Origin of the sequence: Gimesia benthica, from assembly GCF_009720525.1 — a bacterium.
Lineage (GTDB): Bacteria > Planctomycetota > Planctomycetia > Planctomycetales > Planctomycetaceae > Gimesia > Gimesia benthica.
Genome location: NZ_CP043930.1, coordinates 6384581 through 6405116, shown reverse-complemented (window position 1 = coordinate 6405116; position 20536 = coordinate 6384581). Strand labels below are relative to the sequence as shown.

Sequence of the window (20536 nt, the reverse complement as noted above, 5' to 3'; positions counted from 1 at the left end):
TGTGCGGACTCTCTTTGGCGGGCGAAGTGGCTAATTAGTGACTATTCTAAACCGGAAAAACTGTGATGAAAACTAAGAAAGAGATCATCTTAATCACGGGAAGTAGCGGGCGGCTTGGATCGGCGACGGTTAAGCGGCTTGCTGAGCGTTTCCAGGTGATCGGATTTGACCGTGCAGGTGATCCGCATCCGCCGACGGAGGCGGAATACGTCTGTGTTGACCTGACGAACGATGAGAGTATCGACGCAGGAATACATCGCGTTCGTGAAGGATACGGAACAAAAATTGCGTCGGTCGTACACTAATACTATGCTGCGTACTACGACTTCTCGGGAGATCCGAGTCCGAAGTATGAAGAAGTCACAGTTCGCGGAACGGAGAGACTGCTTCGTGCATTGCGTGAGTTTGAAGTGGACCAATTCATCTTCTCCAGCACGATGTTGGTTCATGCTCCCTGCGAGCCGGGCGAGCGGATCGATGAAGATTGGCCGCTTGATCCCAAGTGGGACTATCCCAAGTCGAAGGTCGCTACCGAGCAGGTCATTTCTAAGAATCGGTGTGCGATCAAGTCTATCAATCTCAGAATCGCCGGTGTCTATGACGACGATTGCCATTCAATTCCCTTGGCAAATCAGATAGCGCGGATCTACAAGCGGAAGTTGACAAGTCGAGTCTATCCAGGAGATCCATCCCGCGGTCAAGCATTCGTTCATTTAGACGACGTCGTCGACGCCGTCTACCGATGCATCGACCGTCGCGAGTAATTATCAGATGAATCAGTGTTTCTTATCGGAGAACCGAAAACGCTCGGTTGCACGGAATCGCAGTCAGAATTCGGACGATTGATTCATGGTGAGCCTTGGGAAACGACCGTGATCCCGAAGTCGGTTGCCAAGACGGGTGCGTGATTTCAAGATCACATGCCGTTCGCGGAGGAGCCTTTCATCAAGCCGTGGATGGTTGACTTGGCGGACGATCACTATGCGCTTGTCATCACCCGTGCGAGCGATGCACTGGGCTGGCAACCTAGCCGTTCATTGCGTGAAACGCTGCCCACTATGGTTGCCGCGCTGCGACGTGATACTTCGACTTGGTACCGCGACAACGGTCTTGTACCGCCATCCTGGGTAAAGCACGAAACGACCGCAGCCCTAGATAGTACGGACATTCGGATGATATCTGTAACGAATGCTGACAGTCAGATAAAGCCGGCGAAGTTGGTGGCTTTTTCCTCGTAGCGAGTGGCCACACGTCGACAGCGTTTGATTCTCCCTAAGAACCGTTCGATCTGGTTGCGATGTTTGTAGATCTTCCGATCATATCGCCTGCTCCAGTTGCGAGACGCTTTTGAACACGCCATTCCGGATACGGTCCTGGGTAATGTCGCGGAACCAGCGTTCGATGACGTTCAGCCACAAACTGCTTGTCGGTGTGAAGTGAATGTAAAATCGCTTGTGACGCTTCAGCCAGTTCTGCACCTTGGGGTGCTTGTGAATGGCGTAGTTGTCCACAATTAAATGCAGGTCCAACTCGGGGGGCGTCTGCTTCAATCCCCACCATTCGTTTCTCGGCAAATCGATTTTGCCACGTACCGACAGTTCGCCTGGTACAACCGAGTTCCACTGCAATGTCTTTATTCTCGCGACCTTGAGCTGCCGCGAGAATCATCTTGGCTCGCAGTACCAGTCGGGCTGGCGTGCTCCGCCCCCGCGACCACGTAGTCAGCAATATTCGTTCTGCAGCTGTCAATGTGACAGCAATTGCAATACGCACGTCTCAATTCTCCTTATCTGGAAAATCAGACGACAACTCTACCAAATAAGTTCCCACAATTTTAAATCACTACACTAGTCGTGAGAGTCTGGCCATTCAGGTGGGAACACGGCTGACTGGAGATGATGTGGTGGCAGCTCTGGATCGCGTCAAAGCGGCTCGAGACTGTCCTCAGTCAATCCGTGTGGATAACGGGCCCGAGTTCATTTCAAAGAGTTTGGACTGATGGGCTTACTTCAACAACGTTACTCTGGATTTCAGTCGGCTGGGAAAACCGACCGATAATGCGTATATTGAATCGTTCAACGGGCGGGTTCGTCAGGAATGTTTAAACCAGCATTGGTTTTTAAGCCTGACAGACGCTCAGGAACAAGTTGACCAGTGGCGGCTGGACTACAACGAAAACCGCCCGCACAGCTCACTGGGAAATCAGACCCCGGTGGAGTTATCGGGGGTTCCTTCGCTGCGTGGGCTGACGACGCCCCCTTCCATGATCCCTGCCTGTAAATAGGCTCGAATCAGTTTCAGGATGCGTCGATCCTTGATCCGTTGTGCCAGACGTCCCATCAGTACATCATGGTTCACGCGGTCAAAGAACTTTTCCAGATCCAGGTCGACAACCCAACGTTGGCCGGCTGCAATGTGCGCTTTGGCTCGATCCAGCGCCTGATGGGCGCTACGACCCGGACGGAAGCCGAAGCTGCTTTCCGAGAACGTGGGATCATATAACCGCGTTAGCACCTGCAACAGTGCCTGTTGGATCAGTCGGTCCATGACCGTTGGTATGCCCAGCATCCGCATCCCTTTCCCTCCCGGTTTGGGGATTTCCACCTTCCGAACGGGATCAGGACGATAAGTTCCGCTGAGCAGTTCCTCCCGAATCGCTTCCCAGCGCTGGCAACAGCGATCCCACAGTTGATCAACGGTCACACCGTCGACGCCGGGGGCTCCCTGATTACGAACCACACGCCGGTAAGCAGTCAACATGTTTTCTCGACTGAGTACCTCCTCTAAAGTAAAGAACGCTGGTAGTCTGATGGGATCAGTCCTTGCCGAGTCCGTTTGACGCGCAGACGACTTACCCTGGGCGGTTCCGCCGCCTGCTCTCGATCGTTGCTCAGGCATCTCAGCCTTCGGTCTGCGTCTGTTATCGGACATCGAAATTTCTGCATCAAACAGGTTAAAAGGTTCGGCCCTTCACGCCACTCAATACAGCGCTACTATGGCCGTTACTGTAACATCTCTTCTGTAAATTATCTGTGTGGCGGAGTGGTGCTTGTTATTTGAGCGTAGCGAAAATAACAAGCACCACTCCGGCGAGCCCTTGAAAGGGTGGGCCAGATCGGTTTCTTTTTAATGTTTTCCACAACAGAAAAGGAACTGCAACCATGGCCCACCAACAACAATCTAACAACATTCTCGACGCTGTCCAGCTCCTGGCCGATCATGGGTTCGATGAAATGTCGCAAGCACTCCAGATCCTGTTCAACGAAGCGATGAAGCTGGAACGTTCCGAATACCTCGGTGCCGAACCGTATCAACGCAGCGTAACACGCCGTTCTTATGCCAACGGTTTCAAGCCGAAATCATTTCAAAGTCGCCTCGGAAAGCTGGAACTGCAAGTGCCACAGACACGCGATGGCGACTTTTATCCCTCTGCACTGGAACGAGGCGAACGGAGTGAACGCGCACTGAAGCTGGCAATCGCTGAAATGTATGTTCAAGGCGTCTCTACCCGTAAGGTCGCCAAAATTACCACCGAACTCTGTGGCTTTGATGTCACCAGTACACAGGTCAGTCGGGCAGCGAAACTGCTCGACGAAGAGCTGGAAACGTGGCGTAATCGACCGCTGGGGCAGGTGGAATACCTGATCCTCGACGCCCGCTATGAAAAAGTTCGCGTGGAGGGCAGCGTGCGGGACTGTGCCGTGCTGATTGCGATCGGCGTCCTGGCCAGCGGTCACCGGAGCGTGCTTGGAGTGTCTGTGTCGCTCTCCGAAGCCGAAGTCCATTGGCGTGAATTCCTGGGTTCACTCAACCAGCGCGGCCTGCATGGCGTGAAGCTGATCGTCAGTGATGCACACGAAGGTCTGAAAGCGGCACGACAGAACATGCTCGCTGGCACGCCCTGGCAGCGTTGCCAGTTTCATTTGATGCAAAACGCGATGCAATACGTTCCCAAGGTTCATTTGCGCAAACAGGTGAGCGATGAATTACGCAATATCTTTAATGCCAGAGACCTGGATGATGCGCTGAATGAACTGAAACGGTTCGTTTCCACTCATGAAAAAACAGCTCCGAAACTGGCGAGTTGGGCGGAAGAAAATATCCCCGAGGGACTGACCGTATTCACCATCCCTGCCGGTCATCGCAAGCGGATGCGAACCACAAACATGCTCGAACGGCAGAATAAGGAATTAAAACGGCGTACCCGCGTAGCGGGACTGTTTCCCAATGAGGAGTCGTTGCTGAGGCTGGTGACCGCGGTCCTGGTGGAACTCAGCGACGACTGGGAAACCGGCATGAGATACCTGACAATTTAATGCTGATCACAGAGACCGAAGGCCCCGGAAATTTACAGAATGTTTGTTGCTTTATCCTATGGCCTCGGCTGACTTCTGAAACGGCATCGCGACTCCTTGCAGAGGCACTAGCCAGACGGCACCGTTTCAGATCTCTCAGGGTAAGACGCGTGACTTTCCTCCCATATACCCGCCACATATACGCCGATTCGATCCAGATGACATCGGGCTTCGAGTCTTACAGCCCTCTCGCCCATCCAACCGGCGCCTCATATGTGATTCGTGTTCCTCGGGCCAGGAGTTTGCCTGCTGCTTCCTTCAGATTCCACCTCGCGGTGGACACCCTTGCAGTTCGGCTAAGAGTTCCTGTCATCAAGGCCTCCATCGGGACTTACACCCGACAAGTCACTTCCCGGATCGCTTTCGCTTACCGGTTGACAGCGTCAGGTCGTGACGCTGCGCGTCATGCCTGACGCACTGCGAAAAAATCATCCCTGGCGCGCCAGGGATGATTAAAACTTGGATTTCTAACATTCCAACTGGTACAAGGTTGGGGGCAAGATCAACAACACATTTACTTCTAGCTGTAATTATATTATAAATAAATTTAGAGATTGACCTAAAACTGTCAATATGCAATAATTACTTGCTTGTTATTAATAATAAATATAGCATATCTTCAAAGGTACCCAAGAATCATGGCAAACAGTATGTTAAGCACTTTAGCTGCTTTATCCATAGTGTTTCATGCATTGCTTGGTTGTTGCTATCATCATACGCATGCACACAATGACATACCTCACCATGAGCATAAAGAGAGTTCTCAGCTTACTTCACTTTGTTTGTCTATGCACGCAACAGCTTGGGTTTCGCACAATCACACTGATACAATAGCTAGCAACTCCTCACACAATAACCCAGAGAATCACGAGCACGACCATATTCCATGTGAGGAAAGCTCTTGTACATATGTAAGCTCATCTCCTATTGAATTAACTGCATTGGTAAAAGCAACTTCACTTGAAGTTGCACCGATAGTCACTTCTATCAATGTATCTACCACACGCATTGAGTACCGTCGAGATATTCCGGTTAACTCAATATCCACCAGTATGCGCTTGCGCAAACAGGTCTGGCTGGTCTAGGCGGTCTACGCCTCTTCTCAACTGTAAACTGACCGGGTCACAGTTCTTCTGCGCAATTTGCGTGTCACTTGGCACCTAAGTCCGTTCTTCTTTCCTAGTATCTTTTCACCTAAATGGTGTTCTGTTGCGCTGATAGCGCGGGATAGTATCATGCGATTTCAATTAAGCGATATTTCGCTCAAATGGTACGGCTTAATAGCTGTACTCCTCATATCGGGAATTTGCTGGGGTGTTCGTGACACTTGGCTTCCACTCGTCAAGCAAAAATTCTCACTAATCAATAAACAATCAGGCGAAAATCTTGCTGGTAGCCAGGGAGAAGACATCGGCCACAGTGGTCACAACCACGGTGATCCTAGTCATGCGCATGAGGACTCAACGTCTTTGGAGCTCTCTGAGCAGGCGCGGCGTAATATTGGATTGATTGTTGGTGAAGTCGCGTTGCAGACCTATGAACGAACCTTGAACATTCCAGCGATGATCGTTGAACGTCCTGGACGGACACGAATCCATATTACCGCTCCCATGACTGGTATCGTAACTCAGATACACATCATTGAAGGAGAAGCCATTCGTTCTGGAATGTTAATGTTTAAAATTCGTCTCACACATGAAGATCTCGTCCAGGCTCAAACAAAATTCTTACAAACAATAGGTGAATTAGAAGTTGAAAACCGTGAAATCGCTCGTTTAGAGAAGATCACATCTGGCATCGTGGCTGGGAAGGTAATTTTGGAACGAGAATATGCAAGACAAAAATTAAATGCCATATTAAGCGCACAGAAAGAAGCTCTCTTACTACATGGACTATCAGAGACTCAAATTTCTCAAATTGAATCAAAGCGAAAATTAATTCGCGAACTCTTAGTGTATGCTCCTGCTAGTGGGCAGGGTAACGAATTACAGTTACCTGAACCTCTCCTTAGACAAGTCTCTGATATTTCACAAGATAGCAACCAGAAATCAAAGAAGCAAACGTCCTCATTTGTGGTACAGGACTTGCAAATTATTAAAGGGCAGTCCGTCCAATCGGGGCAGACTTTGTGTATTCTTGCGGATTTTAGCGAACTATACATCAAAGGAAATGCGTTTGAGCAAGACAGTAACGAACTACATGCTGCAGCGCGCAATGAATCAGCTGTATCAGCTGTTCGTGAAGATAACCAACTACATTCAGAGATCATCAATGGATTGAAGTTCGTCTATGTCGCGAACCAAGTAGTCCCGTCCTCTCGCGCAATGCACTTCTACGTGGGGCTTACAAACGAAATTGAACGAAATAAAAAAACCAATGATGGTCATTACTTTATCGATTGGAAATATAAACCGGGCCAACGATTGCGACTCCGTGTTCCTGTAGAGCACTGGAAAAATAAAATTGTGTTGCCGATTGATGCTGTGGCACAGGAAGGGGCGGAGTTCTACGTATTTCTCGAGAACGGAGACCATTTCGACCGTGTACCAGTTCACGTTGAATACAGCGATCAATATTCGGTGGTTATTGCCAATGATGGTTCGCTGTTTTCGGGTGATGCGATCGCGCTTTCTGGAGCGCATCAAATGCAGGTGGCACTAAAGAACAAAGCTGGCGGTGGCGTTGATCCTCATGCCGGACATAACCACTAAGAGGACCTAACAATGTTAAATTCCATAATTCGCTTTGCTCTACGTCAGCGCTTACTAGTTGTTGTATTCTCATTATTTCTGCTGGGGTTTGGTGGATGGCAAACACTCCAAATGGATATAGATGTTTTTCCAAATCTGAACCGGCCACGAGTCGTTGTAATGACTGAGGCGCCAGGAATGGCACCCGAAGAAGTCGAGTCGCTTATCACATTTCCACTCGAAACCGCTATCAATGGTGCCAATGGAGTCGAAGCAGTTCGCAGTTCTGCTGGCGTCGGTATCTCGGTGATTTATGTCGAATTCGACTGGGGTACCAATATCTACAACGACCGGCAGATCGTAATGGAGCGGTTGCAACTCGTGCAGGATCGCATGCCGGAAGGAGTAAGACCTCAACTAGCCCCCATTTCATCGATCATGGGCCAGATTATCATGATTGGTATGTGGAGCGAAGACGAGAAAACTTCACCGTTGGAGGTACGAACACTTGCTGACTGGGTTGTTCGACAAAGACTGCTCACCATTCCTGGTGTTTCCCAGGTATTCACGATGGGTGGAGGGCGGATGCAGTATCAAGTGCTCGTTGACCCCGACAAGCTACTGAAATATGGTGTCACACTCCACGACGTTAAAAGGGCTTGCGCGGAGAGTAACGAGAATGCAACGGGTGGCTATCTTGATGATCAAGGGCCGAATGAATTTCTCGTACGAGCGATTGGACGCGTGCAAACGATTGATGATTTAAAAAAAGTTGTGGTAATAATGCGCGAGGGGCGACCAGTACGACTTTCGCAAGTGGCCAAGGTCATGGAAGGGCCACAAGTCAAACGTGGTGATAGCTCGGCGTATATTCGAAACGAGAACGGTGAGTTTTCTGGTGGTCCGGCTGTTGTCCTGACCGTAAACAAGCAGCCCACCGCAGACACGCGTGAAGTTACCGATCAGGTCATGAAGGCGCTTGAAGAACTCAAACCATCACTGCCGGACGATATCCGTATTCAGCCGGAGTTGTACTCGCAGAAGGCCTTCATTGATCGGGCCATTGAGAATGTAATCGAGGCGCTCCGAGACGGCGGCATTCTGGTTGTCATTATCCTGTTTCTGTTCCTGATGAATTTTCGAACGACGTTCATTACATTGACCGCAATCCCACTTTCGCTCGCCATTACCGCTCTGGTCTTCACTGCTTTCGGGCTTTCCATCAACACAATGACTCTTGGCGGGTTAGCTGTGGCGATTGGCGAACTAGTCGACGATGCCATTGTTGATGTCGAAAATATTTTTCGTCGACTTCGTGAAAATCGTCATGCGGAGAATCCGAAGCCCCCGCTTCTTGTCGTCTTTCAGGCGAGTGTCGAAATCCGCAATTCCATTGTTTTCGGAACAATGATTGTCGTACTGGTGTTTATTCCGCTATTCGCTCTGTCAGGCATGGAAGGCAGGCTCTTTGCACCGCTTGGTGTAGCTTATATTGTTTCGATTCTATCTTCTTTACTTGTATCCCTGACATTAACGCCTGTCTTGTCCTACTGGTTGCTCTCACGGGCGAAGCTGATGGAGAGTGAAAAGGATGGACCACTTTTAAGATTTCTGAAATGGGCCGCTGGTGGCGCAATTTCTCTAAGTCTCCGCTACGCAAAAATAATGTTATTATTCGGCGTGTCTGGTGTAGCTGTTGCTTTTGTAGCACTGGCGAGTCTGGAACGGGACTTTCTTCCTCCGTTTAATGAAGGTGTGGCACAACTGAATGTGGTTTTGCCACCAGGTACAGCATTAAAAAAGTCGAATGAGATTGCGAAATCCGTAAATGAACGTTTGATGAAGATTGAGGGGGTTGAGGCCTTCTCCAGACGAACCGGACGGGCTGAACTTGACGAGCATGCTGAAGGCGTCAATGTCTCCGAAATGATTATCAGTTTTGATCCAGAATCTGATCGAGGTCGGGAAGTCGTAATCGAGGATATTCGTCACGCGATGGAGGATATACCTGGAATCGTGACAACGGTTGAACAGCCTCTAGCGCATCTTATCTCGCATATGATATCCGGTGTGAAGGCCCAGGTTGGTATTAAAATCTATGGAGATGATCTCAACATCCTCCGACAAAAGGCCCAGGAAATGGCTGCAGTGATGCGCGAAATTGAGGGAGTCACAGATTTGCTCGTCGAACCACAAGTTGAGATTCCGCAACTCCGCATCCAACTTGACCGTGACCAACTTGAATTGTATGGGCTTACTCCATCGTATGTAAATGAATACATCTCCACGGCGATGAACGGCGAAGTCGTGAGTAGTGTCCTGCTTGGTCAACGAACGTTCGATCTACTTGTTCGCATGGATGAAAAATATCGAGAAGACATGGAAGCACTCAAGCGGCTGTCGATTGATCTGCCGAATGGAGGAACGACCCCACTGTCGTCATTAGCTAAACTATATAAATCTAGCGGACCGAACACAATTAACCGTGAACTCGTGCGTCGTCGTATTGTCATTCAGTGTAACGTTACAGGTCGTGGACTGGTCGATGTCGTGGCAGAAATGCAACTTGCTCAAAAGCCAGTCATTGAGTCGTTGCCGTCCGGCTATTTCGTCGAATACGGTGGGCAGTTCGAAAGTGAGAAAAGTGCGAGCCGTACTATTGGAATCTTATTCGGTGTCTCAATGTTTGGAGTTCTGATGGTACTCTACACAATGTTTCGCTCGATAAATTTTTCTCTTCAAGTGATGATGGCGCTACCGATGGCCTTTATCGGATCGGTAATCGCTCTATTAATCACCGGGCAAACCCTGACAGTTGCTGCCATGGTAGGCTTCATTTCATTAGGAGGCATTGCATCGCGGAATGGAATTTTGCTACTGAATCACTATTTGCACTTGGTCCGTTACGAAGGCGAGTCCTGGTCGAAAGAAATGATCATTCGTGCTGGCCAAGAACGGCTGGCTCCAGTGCTAATGACGGCACTGACCTCAGGCATCGGATTAGTACCACTTGCTCTCTCCGCCGGGGAACCAGGCAAGGAAATTCTTTATCCGGTTGCTACTGTAATTTTGGGTGGGCTGATCAGCAGCACTATTTTGGAATTCTTCATTCGTCCGGCTTTACTCTGGACGTTCGGACGCAAGGCAGGTGAACGAATCGTAGAATCTACGACGACTGAAATCCCTCTTATGGAAGAATCATTGGAGAGTCAACAGCCTGTACATGATATTTTAAAATCTTAACTGTCGATACCGAAGTCGACACTTAATTTGAAACTTTCACTGGGATGTATAGATACTTCCAGCAACTTCTAGTCTATCAAAACTGAAAGGAAAATGACTATGTTTACGATGAATTTGAAGAAGACCTTATTTGGTGGCATCACAATGGTGATTGCTGCGAGTCTGTTTGCAAATTCTGTATTGGCTGCGGAAAAAGAAATCGTTGGTTACCGTCTGCAGAAATGGAAGACGATTCATTTTGACGATGGCCAGAAGGCTAACATTCACATTAAGGCAGTGAAAAAACTCGGTTGTGAAGTTTAGAAGTACGACCATGGCAGTCCTCGATGTAACCTATCGTTGTCCAAATGGCAAGAGATCACTCTTAAAACTCATGATTCTGCTCGCCATTGAGACAAGTGGCTCGAGACGAGTGGATTTGAGACAAAGTACGTGCACTGAAACGTACCTATAACAAGAGACTAGAATACGCTTTGGAATTATGAGGGCGGTGAAAATTAAAAAATCCGTCACTGACTCTCTTCTCTGAACCCGCTTTTTCTAACTTATTAACTTTAATAAAGGCGACAACTCATGATAATACGAAACCATTTGATCTCAAGTACAGCCTTTTTGCTCTTAGCAATAATCTTCTCTGGCTGCTCATCAGAGTCCAATAAATCACAGAATCCAGATGTTCCCGACTTACCTCCGGCCACAGTTGAGACTGATGCCCACGACCATCCGAGTGACGGCCCACACCATGGCCATCTTATCGAGTTAGGTAAAGAAGAATACCACGCCGAATTCATTCACGATGAGAAGAATAGTACTGTCACAATCTACATCCTCGACGGTACCGCAAAAAATGTTGTTCCCATCGACTCCAAAGAGATTTTGATCAATCTCAAACACGATGGGCGCGGGGAACAATTCAAGTTGACTGCTTTGCCTGACAAGGGAGATCCCGAGGGACAATCGTCACGATTCGTATCGAATGACAAAGAACTCAATGAAGATCTTCATGCCAAGGATGCGGATGCACGCCTCGCTCTACGAATTGCTGGGAAATCATATTCCGGAAAGATCGAACCTGATCATGGAAGTCACGATCACAAACATTAGTATTCAAAAGGACTACTACAACAAATTAGTTTTAACAATCAAATTCAAGATAACTCGGTTTTAGTAGCGGGCGGTCATTAGGATTACAGTTTCCATGCCGTCCGCTATAGAGAAAATGTTTTTTTTGTGGTGGCCTAGAGCATTGGGTGTTCAAAAGCATTTTCATGACACTCACTGGGAGGATAGGTATGGTAGCCAGAGAATCTGGCGGAAGAACCAATGATCGTTCATCAAATTATGGAATCACTCTGGGACCGATTAACAAATATAAATTCACAAGCTACATGATTCTAGGTTACGGAATCAATCGGTGACCAAAAGTAAGCTAGTTGAGGTCAGACAATTATAGTCCCGTTGCTAGTTCAGAGGACTGCGCACTTTTGGAGATATCAGCCTTAGGAATGCTGTCTAATTTGAGTAATGTTTGAGGGAATCCTAATTGAATCTTGTGTGATGTGACAAATAGGTCCTCGTGTGAAGAAGAATGAATGATCAATAATCTATCTGAAGAAAGAAACTATTATGTTACCGTCTTTCATAAACAAGCCACCAAGCAGGAAAAATCTACGAACGATTCGCTTTCAGCTACTACTGGCAGTGAATGTGACACTTGGTGCGGCCCTTGCGGTATTACTTTTATGGCAGTATGAACGCGAAATGGAAGAAGTTGTTACGGAAAAGCGTTCTGGTCTGAACGATGAAGCAATTGCTATTCACGCAGCAGCCATACATTTGATTCATGACCATGGTATTCGTTACGTTCAAAGTTATATCAACTGCGTCTGTCAACAGATGCGGAGTTCCACGTCTCCCGGTCATCAAATTATAGTTCGGCTGAACGGAAAAGTACTTCAGACAAATCCACACTCACCGGAAACAACAGAAATCTTTTCAGCAATTGATTCCAATACAGCACAGAGCATAAAGTGGAATAACCTTGATATGCTCGGGCTGATTGTTGGACATCATACGGGAGACAATATCAGTGTGTTCGTTTCCGAGAATCGAGAAAATGTGCGTCGTGCTATTCGTCGCAAGGTCCTGATACAGCTTTCCATCCTGGGAATATTAGGTCTGTTGGCAACCACTGTCGTCAACGTAGTTCTGTTGCAGATTATCGGGGCTCCACTGAATCAACTGTTAAAGACCGTCGAAAAAATTTCGGCTGGAGATCTTGAAGCGGAAGTTCCGTCATTCAATAGTTGTGAGATGAATCAGTTGTCGTCTGCCATTAATTCTATGAGCCAGACGTTGTATGAAAACGACCGCGAACGTCGACATCAAATGGAAAAGGCAAGAAATATCCAGCAGCATCTGCTTCCAAATGGTATTCAGATCCCAGGTCTAGTGACGGCATGTGTGTTTGAACCTGCTGATACTGTCGCAGGTGATTACTACGACTTTTTACCGTTGGCAGACGGTTCATGGTTGATTTGCGTGGCAGACGTTATTGGACATGGTGTTCCGGCAGCAATGGGGGCGGCCATGCTCAAATCACTGCTAATGGCCGCTTCTGAACTGCCACCATACGAACCTGAAAGTCTACTCCAAGAAGTTAATCAACGATTTGCTGCCACGATGTTGCCAGGTAACTTTGCATCGATGTTTCTCGCTCGTTGGAAACCGGATACCAATGAATTCTCGTGGGCAAGTGCAGGCCATCTTCCTGGAATAATGCTCGAAAAATCAGGACGTCTCGATTCATTAAAAAGCACTGGAATGCTAATGGGGTTGGACGCTGGTACTGTTTGGGACCGGCAAACTACTTTTCTGTCAACCGGAGACCGAATTCTACTCTTCAGTGATGGGGTGACCGAAACACGCAATCCGAACGGAGAACTCTTTGGCCAGGAACGACTAACGGCATGGTTTTCACGCTGCAGTGTACTTTCACTTCAGAGCACTGTGATGCGGATTATTGAAATCCTAATCGAGTGGCGAGGTGAGTCCACCCTGAGCGATGACCTAACACTTGTGGTACTCCAATGTGTAGCCAACAAGAACGAGATTTCGACGATCGAGACTGATGACAACAAGTCATTTGCAACACTAAACATTCTTACTGAAATGGAAATAAATTCACAAAAATCAAGGATGAGTGATTCATGACTTTTCAGATAAATCCGACCAATGAATTGCGTGAGATATGCCCAAACAGCAAGGTTGTCGTTATGACTGCGGACAACAACAAGCCACAGTCAGGAGAGGGATTAATTAAAAAACTGACATATTCCTGGTCACTCTGGTTGGGACAGTATCGCATTACGCTGGAATTCATTGCCATGGTTCTGGTCCTATTCACACTGTTAAGGGTTATTCTAGTTTTTACATATGTTGATTGGAATTCCGTAGCGACACACGAATTAATTCAATTAAGCATTATTGGATTACGGTTTGATTTACTTGTGACTTTCCTCTATGTGATGCCTCAAATCATTCGTCATACATTCTTTTATAAAACACCTTCAGTTAGTCGTTTGAATCGTACGTTTCTTCACTTTGAAATACTGTTTACAGTTTTGTTCATTCCCTTTCTATGCGTTGCAGAATTCCTGTTTTTTGATGAATTTCAATCACGTCTAAATTACATCGCTTTTGAGTATTTGGTTTATCCACATGAAGTGTTCGGCAATATTTGGGAATCATATCCCATCGTATTATTGTTCTTCGGCATCTTCATCACTGCTGGTAGCCTGTTTGTGATTATCCGAAAGCGAGCACAGAATGTAGTCGACATACCCATTCCGAAGAGTCGTCGATATGGAATATTCTTTATGGTCGTTTTCACGATCAGTATCCTGTGGTCTACAATAAGTATGAGTAGTACCAAATATTCTCAAAACCGGATTGTTAACCAGTGCTCCGGAAATGGGCTTTACAGTTTTGTGTTCTATGCCTGGTCGTGTGGTTTCGATTATGATGAGTTCTACCTTACCATCGATCGAGAAGAAGCCAATCAGCGTGTTCAGCAGCGCATCATTACTTCAAACGACCATCGACACGAATTTTCACTTAATCCGGTAGACCGAACAGTAACTGTGCACAGAATTCAACGTGATTGGAATGTCGTTGTGATTCTTGAAGAGAGTTTGGGCTCTGATTTCGTAGGTATTTTGGGCGATGATCGCGGGCTCACTCCTTTCTTTGACAAACTATCTGCTGAAGGTATCTTGTTCGATAATTTCTACGCCACAGGTAACAGGACGGCTCGTGCACTAGAGGCTGTTCTAACTTCAATGCCCCCGATTCCTACAGAATCCATCTTGAAACGTGACCACTCAGATAATGTCTACACTCTGGCTCATGTACTAGCAGCACGTGGATATAATAGGGTGTTTATTGAAGGTGGACATGGAATCTTCGATGGAATGCGCTCATTCATGATGTCCAATGGATTTGAGAGGTTTATTGAACTGAAAGACTATGAAGCCCCTACCTTTACAACGGCTTGGGGGGCCTGTGATGAAGACATCTTCAACCGATCACTTATTGAATGTGATGATCTGAGCAAACGCAATAATCCCTTTTTTATGGTTGTTCTCACCAATTCGAATCATCAACCATTCACATATCCCAGTGGTCGAATCGATTTGCCCTCCGAAGCGAAAAACAGGACACATGCGGTGAAGTACTCAGATTGGGCATTAGGGAATTTCTTTCAGAAAGCAAAATTACATGAATTCTATAAGAACACATTATTCGTTGTGATGGGAGATCACGGTGCCCGTGTGTACGGAAGCCAATTGTTCCCGATGAAGTCATATCGAATTCCAGTTCTTATGATTTTGCCAAGTGGTAATGGTGGGGGAATACGATGCTCGACGTTAGCTTCATCTCTTGATATTACACCAACAATTATGGGACAACTCGGTGGGACGTATCGATCCGTCTTTTTCGGACGCGATGCTCTAAGCATAGCTCCATCATCCGGTTATGCGTTGATGCAACACAATCATGACTTGGCACTCCTTCAAAGTAATCAACAGATGCTGGTCCTTAGTAGCCAGAAGAAGTATGAGTTATTTCGCTTAGACACCGAGACATACTCTCTAACTCAACAACAGGAAAGGAATACCAGGCTTCGCAGGGATGCGATTAGTTTTTTCCAATCAGCACATCACTTGTACTACCAAGAACGTTGGTTTCCAGCTGAGACATCCGTTTCTGAGCAATCTCACGAGATACACCATACGCACAACATCCCGATCTGGCAGCATAACAAGCCAACGACAGGTAGAAAGTTTTGAAAATGATCAAGATTCGCATAGATCTTTTGTCTGATTAATGTGAAATGCGTGACTTCCACCACCTCTTAATTTTGTTGATCAGGAGAATCCAAACGAGAGTGACACAACAACAAATCAAAAGCGGAGAACTCAACACCGATTTGTAGACTAATGAGCAAACGGAAAAAACGAAAACGAAAACGAAATCACATGAAGCCGATTCAACGTCGGAAGTTAACGCCAAGGGAACGGTGGGGTTATACAATACTGATTCTTTTCTTAGTCGGACTCAGGTTTATCCCATACATTATTGATTTGATTTGGTATCCCAATCCCTGGAACGCATTTTTGTTGACTGCCGTCATAATTTTCCTTGTAGTCTCAACTATTCTGTTACTGAAGCATGCCAAGGTGTGAACGATGATTACGCTATCTCCAATAGAATGGCAGCTGTGATTTAGAATACTGCGTCGTTTCGTCATGATCGTCTCCTTAGAAAAAGTCTATTGGAAACTCTCACAACAAATGGATCAAGTTAAGGGGAGCATGCCACCTGAAGTACTATCTTTAATAATATTTCGACACAATCGGAGTGATGCAGTCAATATGAAGAAATTGAAACTCATAACTGTTGCGAAGCGGGGACTTCCTCTTGTGCTGGCAATCTATTTTCTTCCTTGGATTACACTTTTCTATATCATTTGTGGTCTGCTAGATGTAATTAGAAATTCGGATCGTAGCCCTAACACTTTTGCCCGCTATTTTTTCGGTAATGGTGTCCTCACTTGGATGCTGTCGCCAATGAATTTGCTCTTTGATCTATTGTCGTTTCCGTATTGGAACAAAGGAGTATACCGACTTAACGAACTTCCACTGGAGTATCAGCAAGAGCTGAATGATTTGGCTAACGCAATCAATGAAGCTGACCTATGCAAACGCGCAAACGCTCAAATGAAGGATCATAAGCGCCTGATGCTGTTCTATAAGTGGTATGGGGTAAACAGCGAAATGATTGATGACGTCCCAGCTTTTTGTCAAACGTTTAAGTTCATCCGTACAATCGGCGTATCTGCTTTTCGGGGACACGAATCGACCTCTCGACATTTTGGTCCGCTACGGTTGACGTATCGAGTGCTGTTGAATTTTGGTCCGGTGCCGCAAGGAGCATCTTATATCGAGGTGGGGCGTCACACAAATTACTGGCGGGATTGTCGATTGTTCATTTTCGATGATACGTTGATTCACCAATCGTTTAATCAGGCTGATAGTATCCGATATTGCTTGTTCGTCGATATCCTGCGTCCTTCACCCTGGCCGAATTTGATGGATTGCATTTTGAGATTCATTAGGTTTTGCCTTTCGAATTATAATTCAGTCTTCTATAGAAACTGGGATGTCGTTTGGAATCAAGCCGCCAAGGAAGTTTCGGAACATAGCAAACTCGACGATGATATTTGATTTGGTTGTTAGGTGACTGGACTTCATCCACCAGTGTTCAATATGAATTGTCTTGGGTAAGATCGCGTAGGCTTTTAGAGAATGTTGTGAACTCCCCGGGAATAGTGGGCGCTCTAACTAGAGTGTAAACTATTCTGACGATGAACAACATGAACAAGTAGCTGTTGAAGTCAAAATCTAAACCCGAAATTACACGGCGGTTATTTACAAATGAGTTCATACTTGAAGCCATCAAAATGGTCACCAAGCAAGGCTTCAACACTGCTGAAGTGGCACGCAGCCTGAATATTAACGTAAGGCTCATTGTTCTTGAGCATCAGCCAGGCAATGATAACCAGTTTACGTGCTGTTCCATAGACTACAAAGTTCCAACATTTTATTTGGCTATCCGGTTTAATGGGCCCGAGTTCATTTCAAAGAGTTTGGACTGGTGGGCTTACTTCAATAAAGTAACTCTGGATTTCAGTCGGCTGGGAAAACCGACCGATAATGCGTATACTGAATAGACTTGGCCCCCTTAACCGCGTCCACCTAAAATGTGGTAACATATCGATTTTGGACATAGTTTTGGGAGAATGAGCAATGCCGAAAAAACGCTTTACTGTTGAGCAGATTATTCAGAAGCTTTGTGAAGCGGAAGTCGAACTGGCTCGTGGCAAGACGATTGGCCTGGTCTGCAAACAACTGGGAATCACTGATCAAACTTATTATCGCTGGCGTAAGGAATACGGTGGAATCCGTACCGACCAGGACAAACGCTCAAAGACCTGGAAAAGGAAAATGCACGCTTAAGGCAGCTGCTGGCAGATGCTGGCAGATGCTGGCAGATGCGGAACTGGATAAGGCGATCTTGAAGGAAGCCACTTCGGGAAACTTTTGAGCCCGGCCAAGCGATGTCAGGCTGTGAGTTATGTTCGTAATATTTTGGGGCCTGAGATCCTTTCAGAACGCCGGGACTGCCGCGTGTTGGGGCAACCTCGTTCCACTCAGCGACGGGAGCCATATTTGTCGCCTTTCTGCCACAAGAAATAACGGTAAGTGTACTGACCACATCATAAATTGCGCCGGTTGCACGGATTATTCCAATCGCGCGGCCTTCGAAATCCAAACCGTAGACCGAAACGGAAAAATTGATTTATCATGCATGATACGAAGAACCGATCTATTAAAGAGATTGTGTATTCTCTTTCTATCGGGATCTCAGGATGAGATGGTGGTATAACAATTGGATCTGCCTCAGCTTCGCGATTACGACTCTCGCGCAGACAACCATTCCCTGTGATACCCACTGTTGTCATTCTGACATGCATACGATATCAACTCAAATTTGTCATCAACACTGCCATGTAGATTCGGTGGTGGAACCTGTTCATCAAAACCCAGAGCCAAACTGTCCGTTTTGCGTATGCAGTGTGGAACGAATTCTGGTGCTGATTCCCAACAAAACATACCGACAGTTGAAGCAGAATTATGTTTGTTCACACGATATTGCAAACGTTAGCGATGAGCATTACGAGATTCAGAATAGCTGGCTCACAATCGACAATTTCTACAAACGACGCTCCATCATCGCGGATCTGAGGAAACTACTCATATAAATCATGACACAATTCCGTTAGTGTCTCTGATATCTCTCAAATCTACATATTATTGATGATGTAAGGAATCTACCATGATTCGTTCACGACTGATCCGGTTCTGCATGGTACTGCCATGCTCTTGCTTAGTGTCCTGCGCCCATTTCGGCGAGACGCAGGTCACTGATCACAAAACTCCTGCCAAAATGGATGTTGCCCAGCAGGAAGACGCTCCCAAATCGCTCAAAAAGATGGTTAGAAAGAATGTCTCAAAGTCAAATCAGCCAGCTGATGCTTCCCGTACAGAAGTCGCCGACAACCTCAGATCTCAACAGACTGAAAAGGACATCGTCATTTCGCTCGACGACATTTCCAGCGACGACGATCCACTCCTGCAAACCGGTTTCGAACCCAAAAGCACAACAATCCCCCCTGCCCCTACAACGGGATCAGGAGACAAGACTCCGGCAGAACCGGATCTGATCGCCATGACTCTCGATCTAGACAGCCTATTGCAGATGGCGATGGAATCAAACCCCACACTCGCGGAAGCCACCGCGGTCGTCTATAAAGCCGAAGGGATCAAAACCCAGGTCGGTCTGCGTCCCAACCCCGTCTTTGGTTATTCCGGTAACGAAATTGGAAATGATGGCAGAGCCGGTCAGCAGGGAGCCTTTTTCAGCCAGACCTACGTTCGCGGCAACAAACTGCAACTCAACCAGGATGTCGCCCACCACGATGTTCAATCGCTCTCCTGGGAACTGGAAGCGCAGCGATTTCGCGTCAGCAACGATGTCAAGTCGCAGTTCTACGCCACCCTCGGTGCCCAGAAGCGGCAGGAAATCACTTTGAAATTGGAGAAAGTCGCGGAAGCCGGTGTCGAAATTGCTCAGTCGCTCTATAAATCAGGACAGGCTGCCCAGCCTGATATTCTGCAGGCCGAAGTCCAGTTGGGAGAAGTCCGTATCCTCCGTCAGAACGCCGAGTACGATCTTGAATCTGCCAAGCAGCAGCTGGCAAGTCTCGTCGGTACGCCCGACCTGTCTCACTATAATTTCACCGGAGAACTCGACGTTAACTCCGTGAAATGGAACTGGGACGAAGCCTACAACAATCTCGTCGCCAACAGCCCGGAAATCCAGGCAGCTTGTGCACGCGTCAATCGGGCCCGCGCTCAGATCTCCCGTCAGGAAGTTCAGGCCATGCCGAACCTCCTCGCCCAGATCGGTGCCGCTCATGACAACGCCACCGGCTCTGATATCGCAAACGTCCAGATCGCCCTCCCCATTCCAATCTTCAACCGCAACCAGGGGAATATTGCAACAGCCAACTCCGAATACAACCGCTCTGTCAAAGAAGTTGAACGTCTGCAGCTCTCTCTCAAAGTCGAACTCTCCAAGGCTTACCGCGACTACAAGAAATCGCTGAAACAGGTCGAACGTTATCGGGAAGACATCCTGCCCCTCGCTCAGAAAAACCTCGATCTCACCACCCAGGGTTACGAAAGCCAGCAGTTTGACTTCCTGCGTGTCTTAACCGCACGTCGCACGTACTTCGAAACCAACATCAACTATGTCAACTCGCTGATCAACCTGCGACAGTCCGAAGTCCGCGTGAACGGCATGGTCCTCTCTGGTGGTTTAAACAGTGTTCAGGACATCTCACAAGGCGTGGGTGGCACCAGCAACCGCGGACAGGCTTTGAGCGGACAATAAAGCTAACAGAGCAATGTCGACGTGCAACACTACTGTTTGTTCTTCTTCAGAAAGGAGAAATTGTGGTGATGGATAAATTGAGTTAACCTTGCCCTCAACCTTACGTGAGTGACTCTACTCTAAAGTTCGTTCCCACCAGAATAATATTTTGCGCCGTTTCCGTGGGCT

The 20536-nt window shown here is 47.2% G+C and carries 9 protein-coding genes and 7 pseudogenes; 13 read left to right on the top strand and 3 right to left on the bottom strand.

The features are described from left to right. Positions 1 to 65: 65 nt before the first annotated feature. A pseudogene (locus tag F1728_RS31870) lies at positions 66 to 764 on the top strand (NAD-dependent epimerase/dehydratase family protein). Positions 765 to 1319: 555 nt separating this feature from the next. Here F1728_RS31870 and F1728_RS32330 read toward each other — a convergent pair. Both F1728_RS32330 and F1728_RS32685 read right to left on the bottom strand, forming a co-directional pair. Beyond that, a pseudogene (locus tag F1728_RS32330) lies at positions 1320 to 1547 on the bottom strand (transposase); the annotation flags it as partial. A 64-nt stretch (positions 1548 to 1611) separates the two neighbouring features. Continuing rightward, positions 1612 to 1668, bottom strand: a pseudogene (locus F1728_RS32685) (hypothetical protein); the annotation flags it as partial. 223 nt (positions 1669 to 1891) lie between these two features. On the opposite strand from F1728_RS32685, the pseudogene F1728_RS24860 reads away from it, so the two are divergent. After that, positions 1892 to 2284 (top strand): annotated as a pseudogene (locus F1728_RS24860) (integrase core domain-containing protein); the annotation flags it as partial. Here F1728_RS24860 and F1728_RS24855 read toward each other — a convergent pair. Continuing rightward, a pseudogene (locus tag F1728_RS24855) lies at positions 2224 to 2760 on the bottom strand (reverse transcriptase domain-containing protein); the annotation flags it as partial. The pseudogenes F1728_RS24860 and F1728_RS24855 sit on opposite strands and share 61 nt — an antisense overlap. Positions 2761 to 3161: 401 nt before the next feature. Between F1728_RS24855 and F1728_RS24850 the strand changes: the two are divergent. The 11 genes and pseudogenes from F1728_RS24850 (at position 3162) to F1728_RS24805 (ending at position 20368) form a co-directional block, all read left to right on the top strand. Beyond that, complete coding sequence (locus F1728_RS24850; protein ID WP_155366311.1) at positions 3162 to 4316, top strand: IS256 family transposase; 1155 nt, start codon at positions 3162 to 3164, stop codon at positions 4314 to 4316. A gap of 1274 nt (positions 4317 to 5590) precedes the next feature. Then, complete coding sequence (locus F1728_RS24845; RefSeq protein WP_145190890.1) at positions 5591 to 7066, top strand: efflux RND transporter periplasmic adaptor subunit; 1476 nt, start codon at positions 5591 to 5593, stop codon at positions 7064 to 7066. Positions 7067 to 7078: 12 nt separating this feature from the next. Then, a complete protein-coding gene (locus F1728_RS24840) occupies positions 7079 to 10288 on the top strand; it encodes an efflux RND transporter permease subunit (RefSeq protein ID WP_145190888.1) in 3210 nt (1069 codons plus the stop codon). 99 nt (positions 10289 to 10387) lie between these two features. Continuing rightward, positions 10388 to 10591: a hypothetical protein gene (locus F1728_RS24835; protein ID WP_145190885.1), complete on the top strand. Its 204-nt coding sequence runs from the start codon at positions 10388 to 10390 to the stop codon at positions 10589 to 10591. Between the two features lie 270 nt (positions 10592 to 10861). Next, entirely contained in the window at positions 10862 to 11392 is a 531-nt protein-coding gene (locus F1728_RS24830) for a hypothetical protein (protein WP_145190882.1), read from the top strand. Positions 11393 to 11914: 522 nt separating this feature from the next. Then, positions 11915 to 13501, top strand: coding sequence for a PP2C family protein-serine/threonine phosphatase (locus F1728_RS24825; RefSeq protein WP_145190879.1), 1587 nt, complete (start codon positions 11915 to 11917; stop codon positions 13499 to 13501). After that, positions 13498 to 15639: an LTA synthase family protein gene (locus tag F1728_RS24820; RefSeq protein WP_145190876.1), complete on the top strand. Its 2142-nt coding sequence runs from the start codon at positions 13498 to 13500 to the stop codon at positions 15637 to 15639. Before F1728_RS24825 ends, F1728_RS24820 begins: the two co-directional genes overlap by 4 nt. 585 nt (positions 15640 to 16224) lie before the next feature. After that, positions 16225 to 17076 carry an aspartyl/asparaginyl beta-hydroxylase domain-containing protein gene (locus tag F1728_RS24815; RefSeq protein WP_194242512.1) on the top strand — a complete coding sequence of 284 codons (852 nt, stop codon included), beginning with the start codon at positions 16225 to 16227 and terminating at the stop codon, positions 17074 to 17076. Between the two features lie 164 nt (positions 17077 to 17240). After that, positions 17241 to 17357 (top strand): annotated as a pseudogene (locus tag F1728_RS32680) (hypothetical protein); the annotation flags it as partial. A 301-nt stretch (positions 17358 to 17658) separates the two neighbouring features. After that, positions 17659 to 18075 (top strand): annotated as a pseudogene (locus tag F1728_RS31860) (transposase); the annotation flags it as partial. 673 nt (positions 18076 to 18748) lie between these two features. Further along, positions 18749 to 20368: a TolC family protein gene (locus F1728_RS24805; RefSeq protein WP_145190867.1), complete on the top strand. Its 1620-nt coding sequence runs from the start codon at positions 18749 to 18751 to the stop codon at positions 20366 to 20368. Positions 20369 to 20536 lie beyond the last annotated feature (168 nt).